Source organism: Roseateles sp. P5_E1, assembly GCF_054049335.1.
Genome location: NZ_JBFUMN010000013.1, coordinates 14,778 through 30,579, shown reverse-complemented (window position 1 = coordinate 30,579; position 15,802 = coordinate 14,778). Strand labels below are relative to the sequence as shown.

General features: G+C 68.7%; 12 protein-coding genes. 5 read left to right on the top strand and 7 right to left on the bottom strand.

Going from position 1 to position 15,802, the window contains the following annotated elements:
- Positions 1–7: 7 nt before the first annotated feature.
- The 6 genes from ACXJKJ_RS13420 to ACXJKJ_RS13395 form a co-directional block, all read right to left on the bottom strand.
- Positions 8–958 (bottom strand): PEP-CTERM sorting domain-containing protein, encoded by a 951-nt coding sequence (locus ACXJKJ_RS13420; RefSeq protein ID WP_457390452.1) that lies wholly within the window; start codon positions 956–958, stop codon positions 8–10.
- Between the two features lie 291 nt (positions 959–1,249).
- Positions 1,250–3,211 carry an acetate--CoA ligase gene (gene acs, locus ACXJKJ_RS13415; protein WP_457353162.1) on the bottom strand — a complete coding sequence of 654 codons (1,962 nt, stop codon included), beginning with the start codon at positions 3,209–3,211 and terminating at the stop codon, positions 1,250–1,252.
- A 93-nt stretch (positions 3,212–3,304) separates the two neighbouring features.
- Entirely contained in the window at positions 3,305–3,940 is a 636-nt protein-coding gene (locus tag ACXJKJ_RS13410; RefSeq protein ID WP_457390451.1) for a PEP-CTERM sorting domain-containing protein, read from the bottom strand.
- 92 nt (positions 3,941–4,032) lie between these two features.
- Positions 4,033–6,054, bottom strand: coding sequence for an amidohydrolase family protein (locus ACXJKJ_RS13405; RefSeq protein WP_457390450.1), 2,022 nt, complete (start codon positions 6,052–6,054; stop codon positions 4,033–4,035).
- Positions 6,051–6,827, bottom strand: coding sequence for a PEP-CTERM sorting domain-containing protein (locus ACXJKJ_RS13400; protein WP_457390449.1), 777 nt, complete (start codon positions 6,825–6,827; stop codon positions 6,051–6,053). Before ACXJKJ_RS13400 ends, ACXJKJ_RS13405 begins: the two co-directional genes overlap by 4 nt.
- 124 nt (positions 6,828–6,951) lie before the next feature.
- Positions 6,952–7,542, bottom strand: coding sequence for an ECF-type sigma factor (locus ACXJKJ_RS13395; protein ID WP_162247835.1), 591 nt, complete (start codon positions 7,540–7,542; stop codon positions 6,952–6,954).
- A gap of 85 nt (positions 7,543–7,627) precedes the next feature.
- On the opposite strand from ACXJKJ_RS13395, the gene ACXJKJ_RS13390 reads away from it, so the two are divergent.
- Both ACXJKJ_RS13390 and ACXJKJ_RS13385 read left to right on the top strand, forming a co-directional pair.
- The gene (locus ACXJKJ_RS13390) at positions 7,628–10,513 is read left to right on the top strand and encodes a protein kinase domain-containing protein (RefSeq protein WP_457390448.1); all 2,886 of its coding nucleotides are present in this window, start codon (positions 7,628–7,630) and stop codon (positions 10,511–10,513) included.
- Between the two features lie 49 nt (positions 10,514–10,562).
- Positions 10,563–11,150: a TIGR00645 family protein gene (locus ACXJKJ_RS13385; RefSeq protein ID WP_457353172.1), complete on the top strand. Its 588-nt coding sequence runs from the start codon at positions 10,563–10,565 to the stop codon at positions 11,148–11,150.
- Between the two features lie 245 nt (positions 11,151–11,395).
- Here ACXJKJ_RS13385 and fumC read toward each other — a convergent pair whose 3' ends face one another.
- A complete protein-coding gene (gene fumC, locus ACXJKJ_RS13380) occupies positions 11,396–12,784 on the bottom strand; it encodes a class II fumarate hydratase (RefSeq protein ID WP_457390447.1) in 1,389 nt (462 codons plus the stop codon).
- 111 nt (positions 12,785–12,895) lie between these two features.
- Between fumC and ACXJKJ_RS13375 the strand changes: the two genes are divergently transcribed.
- From ACXJKJ_RS13375 to ACXJKJ_RS13365, 3 genes are read left to right on the top strand one after another with little or no spacing between them, the layout of a single operon-like run.
- On the top strand, positions 12,896–14,434 hold the full coding sequence (locus ACXJKJ_RS13375; RefSeq protein ID WP_457390446.1) for a fumarate hydratase: 1,539 nt from the start codon (positions 12,896–12,898) through the stop codon (positions 14,432–14,434).
- A 38-nt stretch (positions 14,435–14,472) separates the two neighbouring features.
- Positions 14,473–14,931, top strand: a complete 459-nt coding sequence (locus tag ACXJKJ_RS13370; RefSeq protein ID WP_457325365.1) for an N-acetyltransferase family protein — start codon at positions 14,473–14,475, stop codon at positions 14,929–14,931.
- A 16-nt stretch (positions 14,932–14,947) separates the two neighbouring features.
- On the top strand, positions 14,948–15,793 hold the full coding sequence (locus ACXJKJ_RS13365; protein ID WP_056201393.1) for an alpha/beta hydrolase family esterase: 846 nt from the start codon (positions 14,948–14,950) through the stop codon (positions 15,791–15,793).
- Positions 15,794–15,802 lie beyond the last annotated feature (9 nt).

The window sequence follows — 15,802 nt, the reverse complement described above, 5'->3', positions numbered from 1 at the left end:
TGCGGCGCTATCGGCAGTCCCTGCGCAGACGGCGCAAGCAGAGCAACCCGAGTCCAGCCGCGAGAAGCAGGGCGCTCCCCGGCTCGGGCACGGGCAGCGCCGTTGTCCAGTCCAGCCCGCTGGCCGCGCTGAGCGTGTAGCCATCGGTGACCAAACTGCCGCCCACCAGCAGGCCGGTCACGCCCTGCACCAGCACGCTGCTGGAGAAATCAAGCTGGCTGTTCGAGTTGCCCGACACCGCGCTGAAGCTGCGCTGACCCGACTCGGCGCGGGCGTAGATGCCCAGGTCGAAGGCCGTGCCCACCACCACCGGCACGCTGAAGGTCCAGTGCCCGTCGACCACGCGCGAGGTGGCGGGCGAACTGGCCACACCCCAGGCCACGCGCTGGCGGTCGGTGGCGAAGAGATCGGAGTTGCCCCGGCTGTAGCCCGGGTTGGACGAGGACAACTCAAAGGTGTTCATGTAACCGGTCACCTGGATCTGGCTGCGCCCGGCAAAGCCCGCGGCGGCCAGGGTGCCGTCGATGGACATGTCGACCAGCATGTAGACCGTCTGCCCCGTATGCCCGGCCCATTGCAGGGTCAGCTTGTCCTCGAAGCCGCCGTTGGACCCCGCCACGGCAAAGAAGGCGTTGTTGGGCGAGTTGTTGTCTGAACGCATGTGGATGTGGCCGATGCCCACCGAACCCCAGGTCGAGTTGCTGATGTTGCCGCTGCTGTAGCTGTCGCTCGTGGTGGCGCTGCTGTTGCCGGTGAAGTAGGCCACCGTGCAGTGGCCGGACGCGAAGCCGCCGGTGAAGTCGGTACCTGCCGTTCTCGGCGCGCCGGGACTCGACGGCGCAGCGCAGGAACTCATGAAGCCACCGGGGCCGGTGACGTCTTGGTGCCTCGGGGCGGCTTGCACACTGCTGGCCAGGCCGGCCAGTGCCAAGCACAGGAAATAGCGGGATGAAGGCATGGCTTGAAGCTCCGGGTCGGGGTTGATGGGCGTCTGCACACGTTCAACCGCACTAAGCCCGCAGAAGGGATCACCACCCCCTAGAACTTGGGGCCTGAGGCGAGTCCTTAGTGAGGCGTCGGGCAAGACGCAGGTCATGCCCTCGGCACACCTCGGTCAGCCTGACCCAAGTGCTCAAGGATTGCGGGATTTTGGTGCTCGCTCACATCGCAAGCGATATGAGCAAGCCCCAAACCCAGCCCATCGGCTGCGCCGACCGCGCTTCGCGCTGCCTAGAGCAACCGGTCCAGTCTAGTAAGCCTGGCCCAGTTGCTCCAGGATGGCTGGGTTTTCCAATGTCGACGTGTCCTGCGTCACCGTCTCCCCCTTGGCCACCGACCGCAACAGCCGCCGCATGATCTTGCCSGAGCGCGTCTTSGGCAGGTTGTCGCCGAAGCGGATGTCCTTGGGCTTGGCGATGGGGCCGATCTCCTTGGCGACGTGGTCGCGCAGCTGCTTGGCAATCGCCTTGGCCTCRTCGCCGCTCGGGCGCGGGCGCTTCAGCACGACGAAGGCGCAGATGGCCTCGCCGGTCGTGTCGTCCGGGCGGCCCACCACCGCCGCCTCGGCCACCAGTTCGGTGCAGCTGACAAGCGCCGACTCGATCTCCATCGTGCCCATGCGGTGGCCGGACACGTTCAGCACGTCGTCGATGCGGCCGGTGATGGTGAAGTAGCCCGTTTCGGCGTCGCGGATGGCGCCGTCACCGGCCAGGTAGTAGCCCTTGAGCTCGGCCGGGTAGTAGCTCTTCTTGAAGCGCTCCGGGTCACCCCAGATCGTGCGGATCATGCTCGGCCAGGGCTTCTTGACGACCAGGATGCCACCCTGGCCATTGGGCACGTCGTTGCCGGTCTCGTCGACGATGGCCGCCGTGATGCCCGGGAAGGGCAGCGTGCAGGAGCCCGGCACCAGCGTCGTCACGCCGGGCAGCGGCGTGATCATGTGGCCGCCGGTCTCGGTCTGCCAGAAGGTGTCGACGATGGGGCAGCGCTTGCCGCCCACATGCTCGTAGTACCACTCCCAAGCCGCCGGGTTGATGGGCTCACCCACCGAGCCCAGCAGGCGCAGGCTGCTCAGGTCGGAACGCGCGGGATGCACGGCGGGGTTGCTCTCGGCGGCCTTGATCAGCGAGCGGATGGCCGTGGGCGCCGTGTAGAAGATCGTGACCTTGTGCTTCTCGATCATCTGCCAGAAGCGGCCGGCGTCCGGGTAGGTGGGCACGCCCTCGAAGACGATCTCGGTGCCGCCCAGGGCCAGCGGGCCATAGGTGATGTAGGTGTGGCCGGTGACCCAGCCGATGTCGGCCGTGCACCAGAAGATGTCGTCGTCCTTCAGGTCGAAGGTCCACTTGGTGGTCAGCGCCGCGTGCAGCAGGTAGCCGCCCGTGCTGTGCTGCACGCCTTTGGGCTTGCCGGTGGAGCCCGAGGTGTACAGCAGGAAGAGCGGATGCTCGGCCTCGACCCACTCCGGCGCGCAGCTCGTCGACTCGGCCGACATCAGGTCGTGCAGCCACACATCGCGGCCGTCGACCCAGGCGATCTTGCCGCCGGTGCGCTTGTAGACGATGACGTCCTTCAGCGTCGGGCAGGCGCCGCCGTCCAGCGCCTCGTCGACGATGGCCTTGAGCGGCAGCGCCTTGCCGCCGCGGGCCTGCTCGTCGGCGCAGATGATGGCCACGGCGCCGGCGTCCTGCACGCGGTCGCGCAGGGACTGGGCCGAGAAGCCGCCAAACACGACCGAGTGCGTCGCGCCGATGCGCGCACAGGCCTGCATGGCCACCACGCCCTCGACGGACATCGGCATGTAGATGACGACGCGGTCGCCCTTCTGGATGCCGCGCCCCTTGAGCGCGTTGGCGAGCTGGCTGACCTTGGCCAGCAGCTCGGCGTAGTTGACGCGGGTGACCGTGCCGTCATCGGCCTCGAATATCAATGCCGTCTTCTCCCCCTTGCCGGCCTCGACATGGCGGTCCAGACAGTTGTAGGAGACATTGAGCTTGCCGTCCTCGAACCACTTGAAGAACGGCGCGTCGCTGTCGTTGAGCGTCTTGGTGAACGGCGTCTGCCAGCTCAGCAGCTCGCGGGCCTGGCGGGCCCAGAAGCCGGCGTAATCGGCCTCGGCTTCGGCCACAAGAGCGGCATAGCCCGCTTCGCCCTTCACATGGGCGTTGGCAACCCATTCCGGGCTGGGGGCGTAGGTGTTGAGCGTACTCATCGTGTGTCTCCTCGTTCTGGCTGCTTGGCGCGCACTGTGCGAGGAGTCACTGACGATGCCCTTACTCTCGGCTCTGCGCCCCGCGGCGCAAGCTTAGCGCGGCTCGGCGCGGGGCCGGCGTTTCAGGCCCATCAGCAGGCCCAGGCCGGCCAGCAGCAGGCCCGCGCTCGCCGGCTCGGGTACCGGGGCGTTGATGAATTGCAGGTTGTCGATCAGCAGCGCGTGATCCGTGGTGTTGGTGTGAATCCTCAGCTCGTCAAAGACGATGTCGCGAAAACCATAGATATTGGTCGAGCCCGTCAGCGATGAGGGTGCGGCGGCAGATTCGACCCAGCCACCATGGAAGTAGGCGTCAAAAGTCGAGACGCCGTTGTCCGCCGTCACCATCGCGAAGGCTGCGGCTGAAACGGGCTTGACGAAATGGATCGCGAAGTCGGTCGAGGCACCCACATTCGACCGGAAGTTGCTCACACGGTTGCCGCTGAAATGCACAAACGCCGGATTCATGTCGGCGTTGGCGAAAGCGGAATCGAACTTCAGGCCGAGGTTGACGAACTGATCGGACACGACCTCGCTCGCCCTCAGCGCAACCGATTCGAAGTCGACGGTGAGGTCTGGCGTGGTCAGCCAGGTGTCTGCATTGAAGAATTCGGCCCGGGCGGGGCCGCTCAGCAGCGCCAGCGCGGCGAGCAGGGCGGCCGGAACACGGCGCATTTGGGTTTGGATCATCAGGAGCTCCCAGCAGGTTGAGGTGGCGGCGCGAGTGCCCCGCCTTCTTCAGGACGGGCCGCGCCGGCAGATCCGGACACGCCCCCCCTAGTTCAAGGCCGCGGCCGCACCAACATGCCCGGTGCGGCCACGAAAGGCTTGAAGCCCATGGCTTCATAAAGCTCGGCCGGCGCATAGGCCACGCGGCCCTGAATGACGAGGCTGGCACGGCGCAGCGCCTCGATGTCCTGGGACGGGTCGCCCTCGACGAGCAGCAGGTCGGCTGCATAGCCACGCGCGATGCGGCCACGCTCGGCGCTGGCGCCCGCCACCCGCGCGCCGTTCCAGGTCGCGATGCGCAGCACCTCGGGCGCCGGAATGCCCGCCTTCACGTACAGCGCCAGCTCGCGGTGCAGACCCAGGCCGGCCGTGCCGTCGGTGCCCGCCACCAGCGGCACGCCGGCGCGGTGCATGTCGCGCGTCAACGCCAGCAGCTTGGCGTAGGAACGGCGGTAGGTGTCGAGCTTGTCGCCCGCCAGGTCCATCGGCGCCACGCGCAGCTGGCGCTGCCACAGCACGGGCAGATGCCCAGCCACGTCGCCCAGCACCGGGTCGAGCTCGCCCTGGGCCTGGGTGAACATGGCCTCGAAGGTCATCAGCGTCGGGTCGACGACGATCTGGCGCTCACGCAGCAGCGCGATGAAACGCCGCACCTTCGGGCTGGCGAGGTCCACGGCCTGGGCGTCGCTGCCCACGCGCTGAAAGCGCAGCAAGGTGCGGCTGTCGTCTCCCGGGCGGCTGACGAAGTTCAGCATGACCTGGTTGATGTGCGTCAGCTCCTCGTAGCCGGCGCGCACCGCCTGCTCGGCGAGCATGAAGGCCGGCACATGGCCGTTGACGTGCAGGCCCAGGCTGCGGGCCTTGGTCGTCAACGGCTTGACCCATTCGGGCTTGATCGAGTTGTAGAGCTTGATGCCGACAAAGCCATGGCAGGCATACCAGCTCACCGCATCCAGTGCCTCGTCCAGCGTCTCGGCGACGATGCCATTGCGCGCCGAGAAAGGGCTCTTGCCCTCGATGAAGCCGGCGGCGTAGACGTTCGGGCCGATGACCTCGCCGCGCTCGATGCGGTCGCGCAGGCGCAGCAACTCCTGGTTGTCGTTGCCGGGGTCGCGGATGCTGGTCACACCGCCGGCCAGATGCGCCAGGCCGTCCTCGCTCCACAGATGGGCGTGCATGTCCCACAGGCCCGGCAGCAGCGTCTGGCCGCGGCCGTCGATGGCGCGCTCGGGCAGCACGCGCAGCGCGCCGGGCTCGGTCACGGCGTCGATGCGGCCCTGTGAGATCCACACATCGCTGGGGCCCCGCATGCGCGCCGCCGGGGCGTCGAACCAGCGCACATTGCGGATCAGCGTGACGCCTTCGAACGGTTTGGCCAGGCGCTGGCGCAGCGCGCCGAGGCGCTCGTTGGCGGCCTGCTGCTGGCGGGCCAGCAAAGCGGGCACCAGCGCCTCGGCGCCCTTCTCTGCCACCGCGAAGCCTGGCCAGGTGATCGCGAACAGCGCGTGGCTGGCGTCGTCGCGCACCCAGTAGTACCAGGGCTGGGCATCCGCGCCGGTGACGGCCACCAGGGCCAGAGGCCCCGTCGCGGCATCGGGCGTCAGGCGGGCCAGGATCTCGGCGCGGATCTTCAGCCCGCCCAGCGTGGCGGCACGGCCGTCGGGCTGGGCCAGCAGCATGCGCACCAGGGCGCCGTAGTAGCCCGGCGAGGCCTCCAGCGGGATGAAGACGAAGTCATCACCCGCCGGCACATCGCCACTGTCGGCCCGCGAACGCCAGCGCGCGTGGGCCTCGACGACATCGAAATCCTCGGCAATCTCGGCACCCATGGTGCTGCGCCCCCGGCCGCGATAGTCGCGCGGCGCGCCGTTGGTGGCGAGGCGAAAGCTCTCCTTGATGTCCGGGCCGCGGCCGTTGTCGCGGTAGCTGTAGTCGGTCTCGATGCGGCCATCGGACTGGGTTTCGACACGCAGATGGCCGGCCACATGCTCCTGCGACAGCACCGTGTACTCGGCGCCCCGCGCACTGCCGAGTGCAAGCCACAGCAGCAGCCCGATCACACGCGGCGCGTTCATGACCGCGCTCCCGACCTGCCGCGCCGCAACGCCAGCAGGCCCAGGCCTGCCGCCAACAGCACCGGCACCTGGGGTTCGGGCACGCTAGACGCAAGGGCTTGGAACTCGACGCTCTGCGGCAGGTAGAACTGCAACGACTGCAGGCTGGCTGCCGCCCGCTGCCCGGGCATGCAGGCCAGGCTCAGACAGTCGGGGTCCGAAGACGCCACCAGGTGGTAGCTGCCGATCAGTGTCTGCGTCACCGAAAGATCCCAGTGCCCGGCACCCTGTGGCGCCGTGGCCCACACGGGCGGCGCCAGGCCAACCAAGCTGTCCAGACTCCCGAGCGCCACCGGGCTCGCTTCGGCGCCGAAATGCTCGGTGCCCGCGGCGGTCACGTCCCATCGGTTGGAGCCGCGGGCCGTGGCCAGCTGCGCATCGGGCGGCGCAATGAAGCGGCTGACGGCGCGCACGCTCATCTGGTCCGGATGGGGGGAGATGACCAGCTCCCAATGCGCGTCCAGCGGCATATGCCAAGGCTGGAAGTCGAAATGGAGGTCAAGCGTGCCAAGCCCGGCGTTGGGCTGGGAGGGGTTCCAGTTCAGCAGGAGGGCACCGCCACCCTGGAAGACCCATTGCCCATTCTCGAAACTCAACACCGGCGGGCTTTCCAACCCGCCCGTCAATACGCCGCCAGGGTCCTGGCTCTGCCAGCTCGCCCGCACGGTTGGCGTGATCTGGGTCTGGGCCATGCAGGCCGACGCGGCGCCTTGCAGCGCGCAGGCGGCAAGCACGGTTCGAGCAACTCGAAGGGGATGGCGGGACATGGCGCGTTCCAAGAGCGTGAGCGGCTTGCTCACCTGCTTTCAGACRCAGCCTTGCAGCGAATCCGGACAAGACCGCCGCCGCCCGGCCCGCTCACTGGCCCAGCAGCACTCCCAGCAGCAGCCGCGCCTTGTCCCAGTCACGGCGCACCGTGCGGTCGGTGAGCTGCAGCGCCTCGGCGATCTCGAGGTCGTTGTAGCCGCCGAAATAGCGCATCTCCACCACCTTGGCCAGGCGCGGCTCGGCCGCGGCCAGGGCCTCCAGGGCCTCGTGCACCTTCAGCACCTCGTCTTCGCCGGCCGGCGTGCTGTCGGCGATGTGGGTGTCCAGCGTCAGGTGAGCCAGACCACTGCCACGGCGCTGGGCCTGGCGCTCGCGCACCGCGTCGATGATGACGGAGCGCATCACCTGTGAGGCATAGGCGAAGAAGGCGCGCCGGCTGTCCGGCCGCAGCCGGCCGCTGCCCAGAAAGCGCAGATAGCTCTCATGCACCAGCACTGTGGTGTCGAGCACGGTGTTGCGCCCGCCGTCGCGCAGGCGGGAGCGGGCCAACTTGCGCAGTTCGTCGTAAGCGGCAGCGAAGAGCCGGTCCTGGGCGCCGGCGCTACCGGCATTGACCTGTTCGATCAGGGTTTCGATGGCATCGTCTGGCACGGGCGCATGGTGCCAGCGCACTGCCGCCACGGACATCATCCTTACTGGGGATGTCCGCCCTGGCGATGCGCTTGCGTCTGACCTAGTGTGCGAACCCAATGAAAAGAGCCCAACGATGCTGACCCCGGCGGACATGAGCCGGCTGAGCCGACTGCTCGACCAGGCCCAGGCGCTGGCGCCCGAAAGCCATGAAGCCTGGCTGGCAGCCCTGCCGCCGGACGCCGCACACCTCGTGGCGGCGCTGCGCGACATGCTGGCGAACCCGCCCGGCGAGCTGACACTGCCGCGCCTGGGCGCCTGGGAGGGCGAGGACCCCGCCGCCGTACACGCCGGCGACCGCATCGGCCCCTACCGGCTGCTGGAAGAGATTGGCCGCGGCGGCATGGGCAGTGTGTGGCGGGCCGAGCGGGCGGACGGCAGCTACCGGCGCGAGGTGGCGCTCAAGCTGCCGCGGCTGACCTGGGGCGAGGGGCTGGCACGACTGATGGCCCAGGAGCGGGACATCGGCGCGATGCTGGAGCACCCCAACATCGCCCGCCTCTACGACGCCGGCATCGACATGCGCGGCTGGCCGTATCTCGCGCTGGAACTGGTGGCCGGCCAACCCATCGACGCCTGGTGTCGCGAGCAGGCCTTGAGCGTGAACGCGCGCCTGACGCTGCTGTTGCAGGTCATGCGCGCCGTCGGCTATGCCCACGGGCGGTTGGTCGTGCACCGCGACATCAAGCCTTCCAACGTGCTGGTGACGCCCGACGGCCAGGCCCATTTGCTGGACTTCGGCATCGCCAAGTTGCTGTCCGAGGCTGCCGTTGGCGCCGGCCTCACGCTGGCGTCGGAGCGCCATCTGACGCCCCACTACGCCTCGCCGGAGCAGTTGCGCGACGCGCCGGTCACCGTGTCCACCGACGTCTACAGCCTGGGCGTGCTGGCCTTCGAACTGTTGACCGGCCACACGCCGTATCGCCTTGCTCGCGACAGCCGCGCTGCCTGGGAAGCAGCGGTACTTGTCGATGAGCCCGAGCGCGCCAGCATCCGCTGCACTGACACCGCGACGGCCCGCGCGCTGCGCGGTGACATCGACGCCATCCTGGCCAAGGCGCTGCGGCGCGACCCGGCCGAGCGCTATGCCAGCGTCGACGCCTTCGCCCAGGACGTGGAGCGCCACCTGCGCGGCGAGGCGGTGCTGGCCCAGCCCGACAGCACTTGGCACCGCCTCGGCCGCACGCTGCGCCGCCACCGGCTTGCCTTCGGCACGTCGGCGGTCGTCATCGCCGCGCTGGCGCTGGGCGGCGGCATTGCGCYGCGCCAGGCCCAGCGCGCCGAGCTGGCGGCACAGCGCCAGCGCGTCATGACCAGTTTCACCGCGGCCTTGCTGCGAGCCGACCAGGCTGCCTTCTTTGCCCGCACGGATTCGCGCCGCCCCACGCCCGAGCTGACGCTGGCCGACAGCGCCGCGCTGGTCCAGCAGCGCTTCCCGGAAGAGCCCGAACTGCAGGCCGACTTGCTGGGCGCGATCGCACGCCTCTTCCTGGAGATGGACCGGCCCGACCTGGCCGCCGATCATGCGCAGCGCCAGGTCGAAGCCCTGCAACGCGCGGACGCCGGCCGGCAGGCGCTGGCGGCGGCACGGCTGCTGGCCGCGGAGGCTTGGCTGGCGGCCAGCCGCTGGGCCGAGGCCGATGCTGCCGCGCAAGAGGCGCTGAAGCTGGCAGGYGGTGATCCCTTGCTGCGCGCCGAGGCGCTGGCCTCGATGGCGCAGGCTGCCTGGTCCGCCGGCCGTGCAAAGGCGGCGCAGGCCGCGCTGCAGGAGGTTGAGCCCATGCTGCCGGCACAGCCCGCCAGCTCGACGGCGCCGGCTCGCACGCAGGTGCTGCGCGCCGAGATGGCGGAGCGGGCAGACCAGCCCACCGAGGCCGACGCCCATCTGGAGCGCAGCGTCGCGCTGGCGCTCAGCGCGCACGGGGACGCATCGCCGCTCGTGCATCGGCTGCGATCTCTCGCCGCGCAGAGCCTGATCGAACATGGGCGCGCACAGGCCGCGGCGCCGTTCATCGACGCCGTCGTGCGCAACCTGAATGCACGCGGCGGCCAGGCGGTCATCGAGGCCCGCGTCATCCAGACCGAATTTGCGCTGGCCCGCTACCAGGCGGGCCTGGCCCGCCATGCGGATGCCCAGCAGGCCGCCGACTCGGCCACGGCCCTGATCGAAGTCCAGCCGGAGCCACCGCAAGCCCTGCAACTGCGCCTGAACCTGGCGCGCAGCCGCCTGGCCTACATCCACGGCGATATCCAGTCGGCGTGGACCTTTCTGCATTCCAGCTTTCCGGCATCCTCGGAAGGCCGGCCGCCCCGGTACTGGCAGCGCCTGCAATGGACCRCATCCGACATCTTTGCCGCCGCCGTGGGCGCCATATTCACCCAAGGCCACGAGGTGGGCGACTACTGGCAGAAGCTCATCCGCGATGGGCAGATGCGGCCGCTGGACCAGCCCGGCGACCTGGCGCGCTTCGCGCTGTGGCTGACGGCAGCGGGGGATGCTCAGGAAGGCCTGCTCAAGCTGGAGGCCGCGTCGCCTACACCGGCCTCGCGCGCCATGTTGGCCTGGGTCAAAGCCCAGATCCTGCTCGACCTGGGTCGACCGGCCGAAGCCGCGGCCGCCGTGCAGGGCCTGTCGCCCGGGTCCACGCCTGACCTGCCACCCGAGCGCTTCACCAGCGAGGCCGTCGCTGCCCAGCTGGACTGCATCCAGGGCCGCGCCGGGGCCGGGCGCGACAAGCTCGTCGCCCAGGCCGAGGCCCTCCTGCGTGACCGCAACCCGAACTCACCCCGGCCCGCCTGGTTGCGCGCCCAGGCGGGCCTGTGCGCCCTGGCCGCAGGCGACCGCCCTGGTGCGCTCGCTCTGGCAGCCCAGGCGCGCCAGGCCTTCAAGGCTCAGCCCGATGTGGCGGCGTATTCCAAACTGCCGCTGCAAAAGCTCGGCATCGCACTGCAGCGCCGCTGACACGGCCTGTCCCTAGAATCCGCGCGTTCTTCGCCGACCCCGGACTTCCATGACAGCCCCGCTGCGCCCCCTGCCCCGCCTGATCTTCGCCAGCCGCTGGCTGCAACTGCCCCTCTACCTGGGCCTGATCCTGGCGCAGGCCGTCTACGTCTTCCAGTTCTGGACCGAGCTGGTGCACCTGATCGAGGCGGCGTTCGGCGACCAGCATGCGCTTGAGATCCTGGTCAAGAGCATTGGCTACAAGGGCGAGGCGATTCCCGGCAAGCTCAACGAGACGATCCTGATGCTGGTCGTGCTGGGGCTGATCGACGTGGTGATGATCTCCAACCTGCTGATCATGGTCATCGTCGGCGGCTACGAGACCTTCGTGTCGCGCATGGACCTCGACGGCCACCCCGACCAGCCCGAGTGGCTGAGCCACGTGAATGCCTCGGTGCTGAAGGTCAAGCTGGCCACGGCCATCATCGGCATCAGCTCCATCCACCTGCTGAAGACCTTCATCAACGCCGACAACTACGCCGAGAAGACGCTGATGTACCAGACCATCATCCACGTCGCCTTCCTGCTGTCGGCCATGGCCATCGCCTTCACGGACCGGCTGCTGCCGCAGCCGGCGCATCACGGCGACAAGCACTGATCGTTCGCGGCGGCTAGAAATTCGGGCCGAGCGCCGGGCCGCTCCCAAGCCGGCCCGTCATGCCGATGTGCTTGCCGGTCGATCCGGCAAGCATCGCCGTCCCCTCGGGGGCTGAGGCCGGACACGGCGCGCCCAGTGGGCGCGATGTGCCTGCCGAAGGGCTGCGGCACTGACGCAGCGCGGTCTGCAAGACCGGCTGGGTCGCCCGCGTTCAGCGAGGCGCAACCGGACGAGGGGCAGCGTTTCTAGCGGCCGACCATCTGCCCCGGCACCACCCAGGCGTCGAACTGCTCGGCCGTCACATGGCCCAGCGCCAGCGCCGCCTCGCGCAGGCTGCTGCCTTCCTTGTGCGCCTTCTTGGCGATCTGCGCGGCCTTGTCGTAGCCGATATGCGTGTTGAGCGCCGTCACCAGCATCAGTGAGCGCGCCACCAGCTCGGCGATGCGCCCCTCATTGGGCTCGATGCCGACGGCACAGTGCCTGTTGAAGCTGGCCATGCCATCGGCCAGCAGCCGCACGCTCTGCAGGAAGTTGTGGATGACCATGGGCCGGAACAYGTTGAGCTCGAAGTTGCCCGACGCGCCGCCGATGTTGATGGCCACGTCGTTGCCCATGACCTGGGCGGCCAGCATGGTCACCGCCTCGCTCTGGGTCGGGTTGACCTTGCCGGGCATGATGGACGAGCCCGGCTCGTTCTCCGGGATGCTGATCTCGCCAATGCCGCTGCGCGGGCCGCTGGCCAGCCAGCGCACGTCGTTGGCGATCTTGGTCAAGCTGGCCGCCAGCGTCTTCAGCGCGCCGTGGGCGTGGACGAGGGCGTCGCAGGAGGCCATGGCCTCGAACTTGTTCGGCGCCGTGACGAAGTCATGGCCCGTCAGTCGCGCCAGCTCCGCGGCGACCTGCTCGGCATAGCCCTTGGGCGCGTTCAGCCCGGTGCCCACCGCCGTGCCGCCCAAAGCCAGCTCGTACAGATGCGGCAGCGCCGCCAGCACATGCCGCTCACCGTGGTTCAGCTGCGCCACCCAGCCCGAGATCTCCTGCCCCAGCGTCAGCGGCGTGGCGTCCTGCAGATGGGTGCGGCCGATCTTGACGATGTCATCGAAAGCCTCGGCCTTCTGCTGCAGCGTCGTGCGCAGTGCGCGCAGCGGCGGCAGCAGGCGCTCCTGCAAGGCCTGCACGGCGGCGACATGCATGGCGGTCGGGAAGACGTCGTTGCTGCTCTGGCTGCGGTTCACGTCGTCATTGGGATGCACCAGCCGCCCCTCGCCCCGCTCGCCGCCCAGCAGCTCGCTGGCGCGGTTGGCCAGCACCTCGTTGACGTTCATGTTCGTCTGCGTGCCCGAGCCCGTCTGCCAGACCACCAATGGGAACTCGTCAGCATGCAGGCCACCAATGACCTCGTCGGCCGCGGCCACGATGGCCTCGGTCTTGGCCTGGTCCTGCAGCCCCAGCCCACGGTTCACGACGGCCGACGCTCGCTTCACCTTGGCCAGCGCTCGAATCAGCTCGGGCGCCTGGCGTTCGCCGGAGATGTCGAAGTTCTGCAGCGAGCGCTGCGTCTGCGCGCCCCACAGCCTGTCGGCCGGCACCTCGATGGGGCCGAAGGTGTCGTGCTCGATGCGGGTTCTGCTCATGACGATTCTCACGAAGGCGGGGTTGGCTTTCAGCATAGCCAGGATGAGAACCCTTCTCATCTTTGCGGCCACCGATAATTCCGGCCGCCCCCAAGCTTGTCTGCCCTCCAAATGACCACGATCCGCCAGCAAGACCTCATCGACAGCGTTGCTGCCGCCCTGCAGTACATCAGCTACTACCACCCGGCCGACTACATCGCCCATCTGGCCCGCGCCTACGAGAGCGAGGCCTCGCCCGCGGCCAAGGACGCGATCGCCCAGATCCTCACCAACAGCCGCATGTGCGCGGAAGGCCGCCGCCCGATCTGCCAGGACACCGGCATCGTCAATGTCTTCCTGAAGATCGGCATGGACGTGCGCTGGGAAGGCTTTGCCGGCAGCATCGAGGACGCCATCAATGAAGGCGTGCGCCAGGGTTACCTCAACCCGGACAACAAGCTGCGCGCCAGCGTGCTGGATGACCCCATATTTGCGCGCAAAAACACGAAGGACAACACGCCCGCCGTTGTGCAGATGGAGCTGGTGCCCGGCAACACCGTGGACGTCATCGTCGCGGCCAAGGGCGGTGGCAGTGAGAACAAGAGCAAGGTCTACATGCTCAACCCCAGCGACGACATCGTCGACTGGGTGCTCAAGACCGTGCCGACCATGGGCGCCGGCTGGTGCCCGCCCGGCATGCTGGGCATCGGCGTCGGCGGCACGGCCGAGAAGGCCGCCTTGCTGGCCAAGCAGGCGCTGATGGAAGACATCGACATGTACGAGCTGCTGCAGCGCGGCCCGCAGAACAAGCTCGAAGAGATGCGCATCGAGCTGTACGAGAAGGTCAACGCCTTGGGCATCGGCGCGCAGGGCCTGGGCGGCCTGACGACCGTGCTGGACGTGAAGATCAAGACCTTCCCGACGCATGCAGCCAGCAAGCCCATCGCCATGATCCCGAACTGCGCGGCCACGCGCCACGCCCACTTCGTGCTGGATGGCAGCGGCCCGAGCTACCTCGAGCCGCCCAGCCTGGACCTGTGGCCCGACGTGAACTGGGCGCCCGACTACAACAAGAGCCGGCGCGTCGACCTGAACACGCTGACGCCGGACATCGTCGCCACCTGGAAGGCCGGCGAGACGCTGCTGCTGAACGGCAAGATGCTGACCGGCCGCGACGCCGCCCACAAGCGCATCCAGGACATGCTGGCCAAGGGTGAGCCGCTGCCGGTGGACTTCACCAACCGCGCCATCTACTACGTCGGCCCCGTGGACCCGGTGCGAGACGAGGTGGTGGGCCCGGCCGGCCCGACGACCGCCACGCGCATGGACAAGTTCACCGACATGATGCTGGCCAAGACCGGCCTCATCGCCATGGTCGGCAAGGCCGAACGCGGGCCGGTCGCCATCGAGTCCATCAAGAACCACAAGAGCGCCTACCTGATGGCGGTCGGCGGTTCGGCCTACCTGGTCAGCAAAGCGATCAAGGSCGCCAAGGTCGTCGGCTTCGAGGACCTCGGCATGGAAGCCATCTACGAGTTCGACGTGGTGGACATGCCCGTCACCGTGGCGGTCGACGCCACCGGCACCAGCGCCCACATCACCGGCCCGGCGGAGTGGAAGCAGCGTATCGCCTCGGGCAAGGCCGTCGGCATCCCGGTCGCCTCGGCCTGACGCCTACACAATCGGGTGGTCAACCTTGACCACCCGATATGACCCAAGTCCGCCCCCTCCAGCCCACCGACCGCGCCGCCTGGCAGCCCCTCTGGGACGGCTACAACGCCTTCTACGGCCGTGCCGGCGAGACCGCGCTGCCCGCTGAAGTCACCGAGACCACCTGGGCGCGCTTCTTCGACGCCACCGAACCGGTTCATGCACTGGTCGCCGAAGATGAAAGCGGCCAGCTGCTCGGCCTCGTGCACTACCTCTATCACCGCAGCACGACGCGCGTCGAGCTGACCTGCTATCTGCAGGACCTGTTCACGACACCTGAGGCGCGTGGCCGCGGCGTGGGCCGCGCCCTGATCGAGGCCGTGTATGCGGCGGCCCGCGAGGCGGGCATCAAGCGCGTCTACTGGCAGACGCACACCACCAACGCCACGGGCCGCGCGCTGTACGACAAGGTTGCACATCACATGGGCTTCATCGTCTACGCCCAAGACGTCGCCTGACCTCGGAGGACTTCAAGTGCGCCTGTTTTTCGTCGCCGCCGTCCTGCTGGCGCTGTACACCCTCTCGCCGCCCGCCAGGGCACAGACCTGCGCCCTGACGCCGGTCGCCGGCGAGATGCGCGAGCTGACCTCGGGTGGCCGCACGCGGACTTATCGACTCTTCGTGCCGCCTGCCGTCGCGGGCCGCAGCCAGCTCCCGCTGGTCTTCGACCTGCACGGCACGGGCGGCAAGACCGCGGGGCGCGCCAGGGAAAGCGGCTTCGAGACACTGGCGGCGCGAGAGGGCTTCGCTGTCGCCACACTGCAGGCGGAAGACTCGCGCTGGAATGTGCCGGTGGCCAGCACCCGCGCCGACGATGTGCAGTACGTGTCCGATGTCATCGACCACATTGCCGCCCAGGTCTGCATCGACCCGAAGCGGGTCTATTCGACCGGCTTCTCAGGCGGCGGGCGCATGTCCTCTCTGCTCGGCTGCCGCCTGAACCACCGCATCGCAGCCATCGCACCGGTCGGCGGGCTGCGTTGGTTCGGCCCCTGCGCGGGCCGCGCCGTGCCGGTGCTGACCGTGCACGGCCTGGCGGACTCGACCAACTCCTACGAAGGTCATGCCGACCGCGGCCCCGAGTGGGTGGAAAGCGTGCCGGAGGCCCTGGCCGGATGGGCCGCCCACAACCGTTGCCAGCCCAAACTCGTCCAGGACGCCCAGCCCGGAGCGCTCCAGACCATCCGCTACGCGGGCTGCACGGGCAACTCAGAGGTCAGGCTGCTGCGCATCGACGGCATGGGCCACATCTGGCCCCATACCGAGGTCGATGCAACCGACACGATCTGGCAGTTCTTCAAGGCTCACCCGCTCCAGTAGGTCGAACAC

Bases quoted from the DNA above. Each gene is read 5' to 3' on its own strand.
- ACXJKJ_RS13420 (WP_457390452.1), bottom strand. From the start codon at position 958: ATGCCTTCATCCCGCTATTTCCTGTGCTTGGCACTGGCCGGCCTGGCC.
- ACXJKJ_RS13410 (WP_457390451.1), bottom strand. From the start codon at position 3,940: ATGATCCAAACCCAAATGCGCCGTGTTCCGGCCGCCCTGCTCGCCGCG.
- ACXJKJ_RS13405 (WP_457390450.1), bottom strand. From the start codon at position 6,054: ATGAACGCGCCGCGTGTGATCGGGCTGCTGCTGTGGCTTGCACTCGGC.
- ACXJKJ_RS13385 (WP_457353172.1), top strand. From the start codon at position 10,563: ATGACAGCCCCGCTGCGCCCCCTGCCCCGCCTGATCTTCGCCAGCCGC.
- ACXJKJ_RS13370 (WP_457325365.1), top strand. From the start codon at position 14,473: ATGACCCAAGTCCGCCCCCTCCAGCCCACCGACCGCGCCGCCTGGCAG.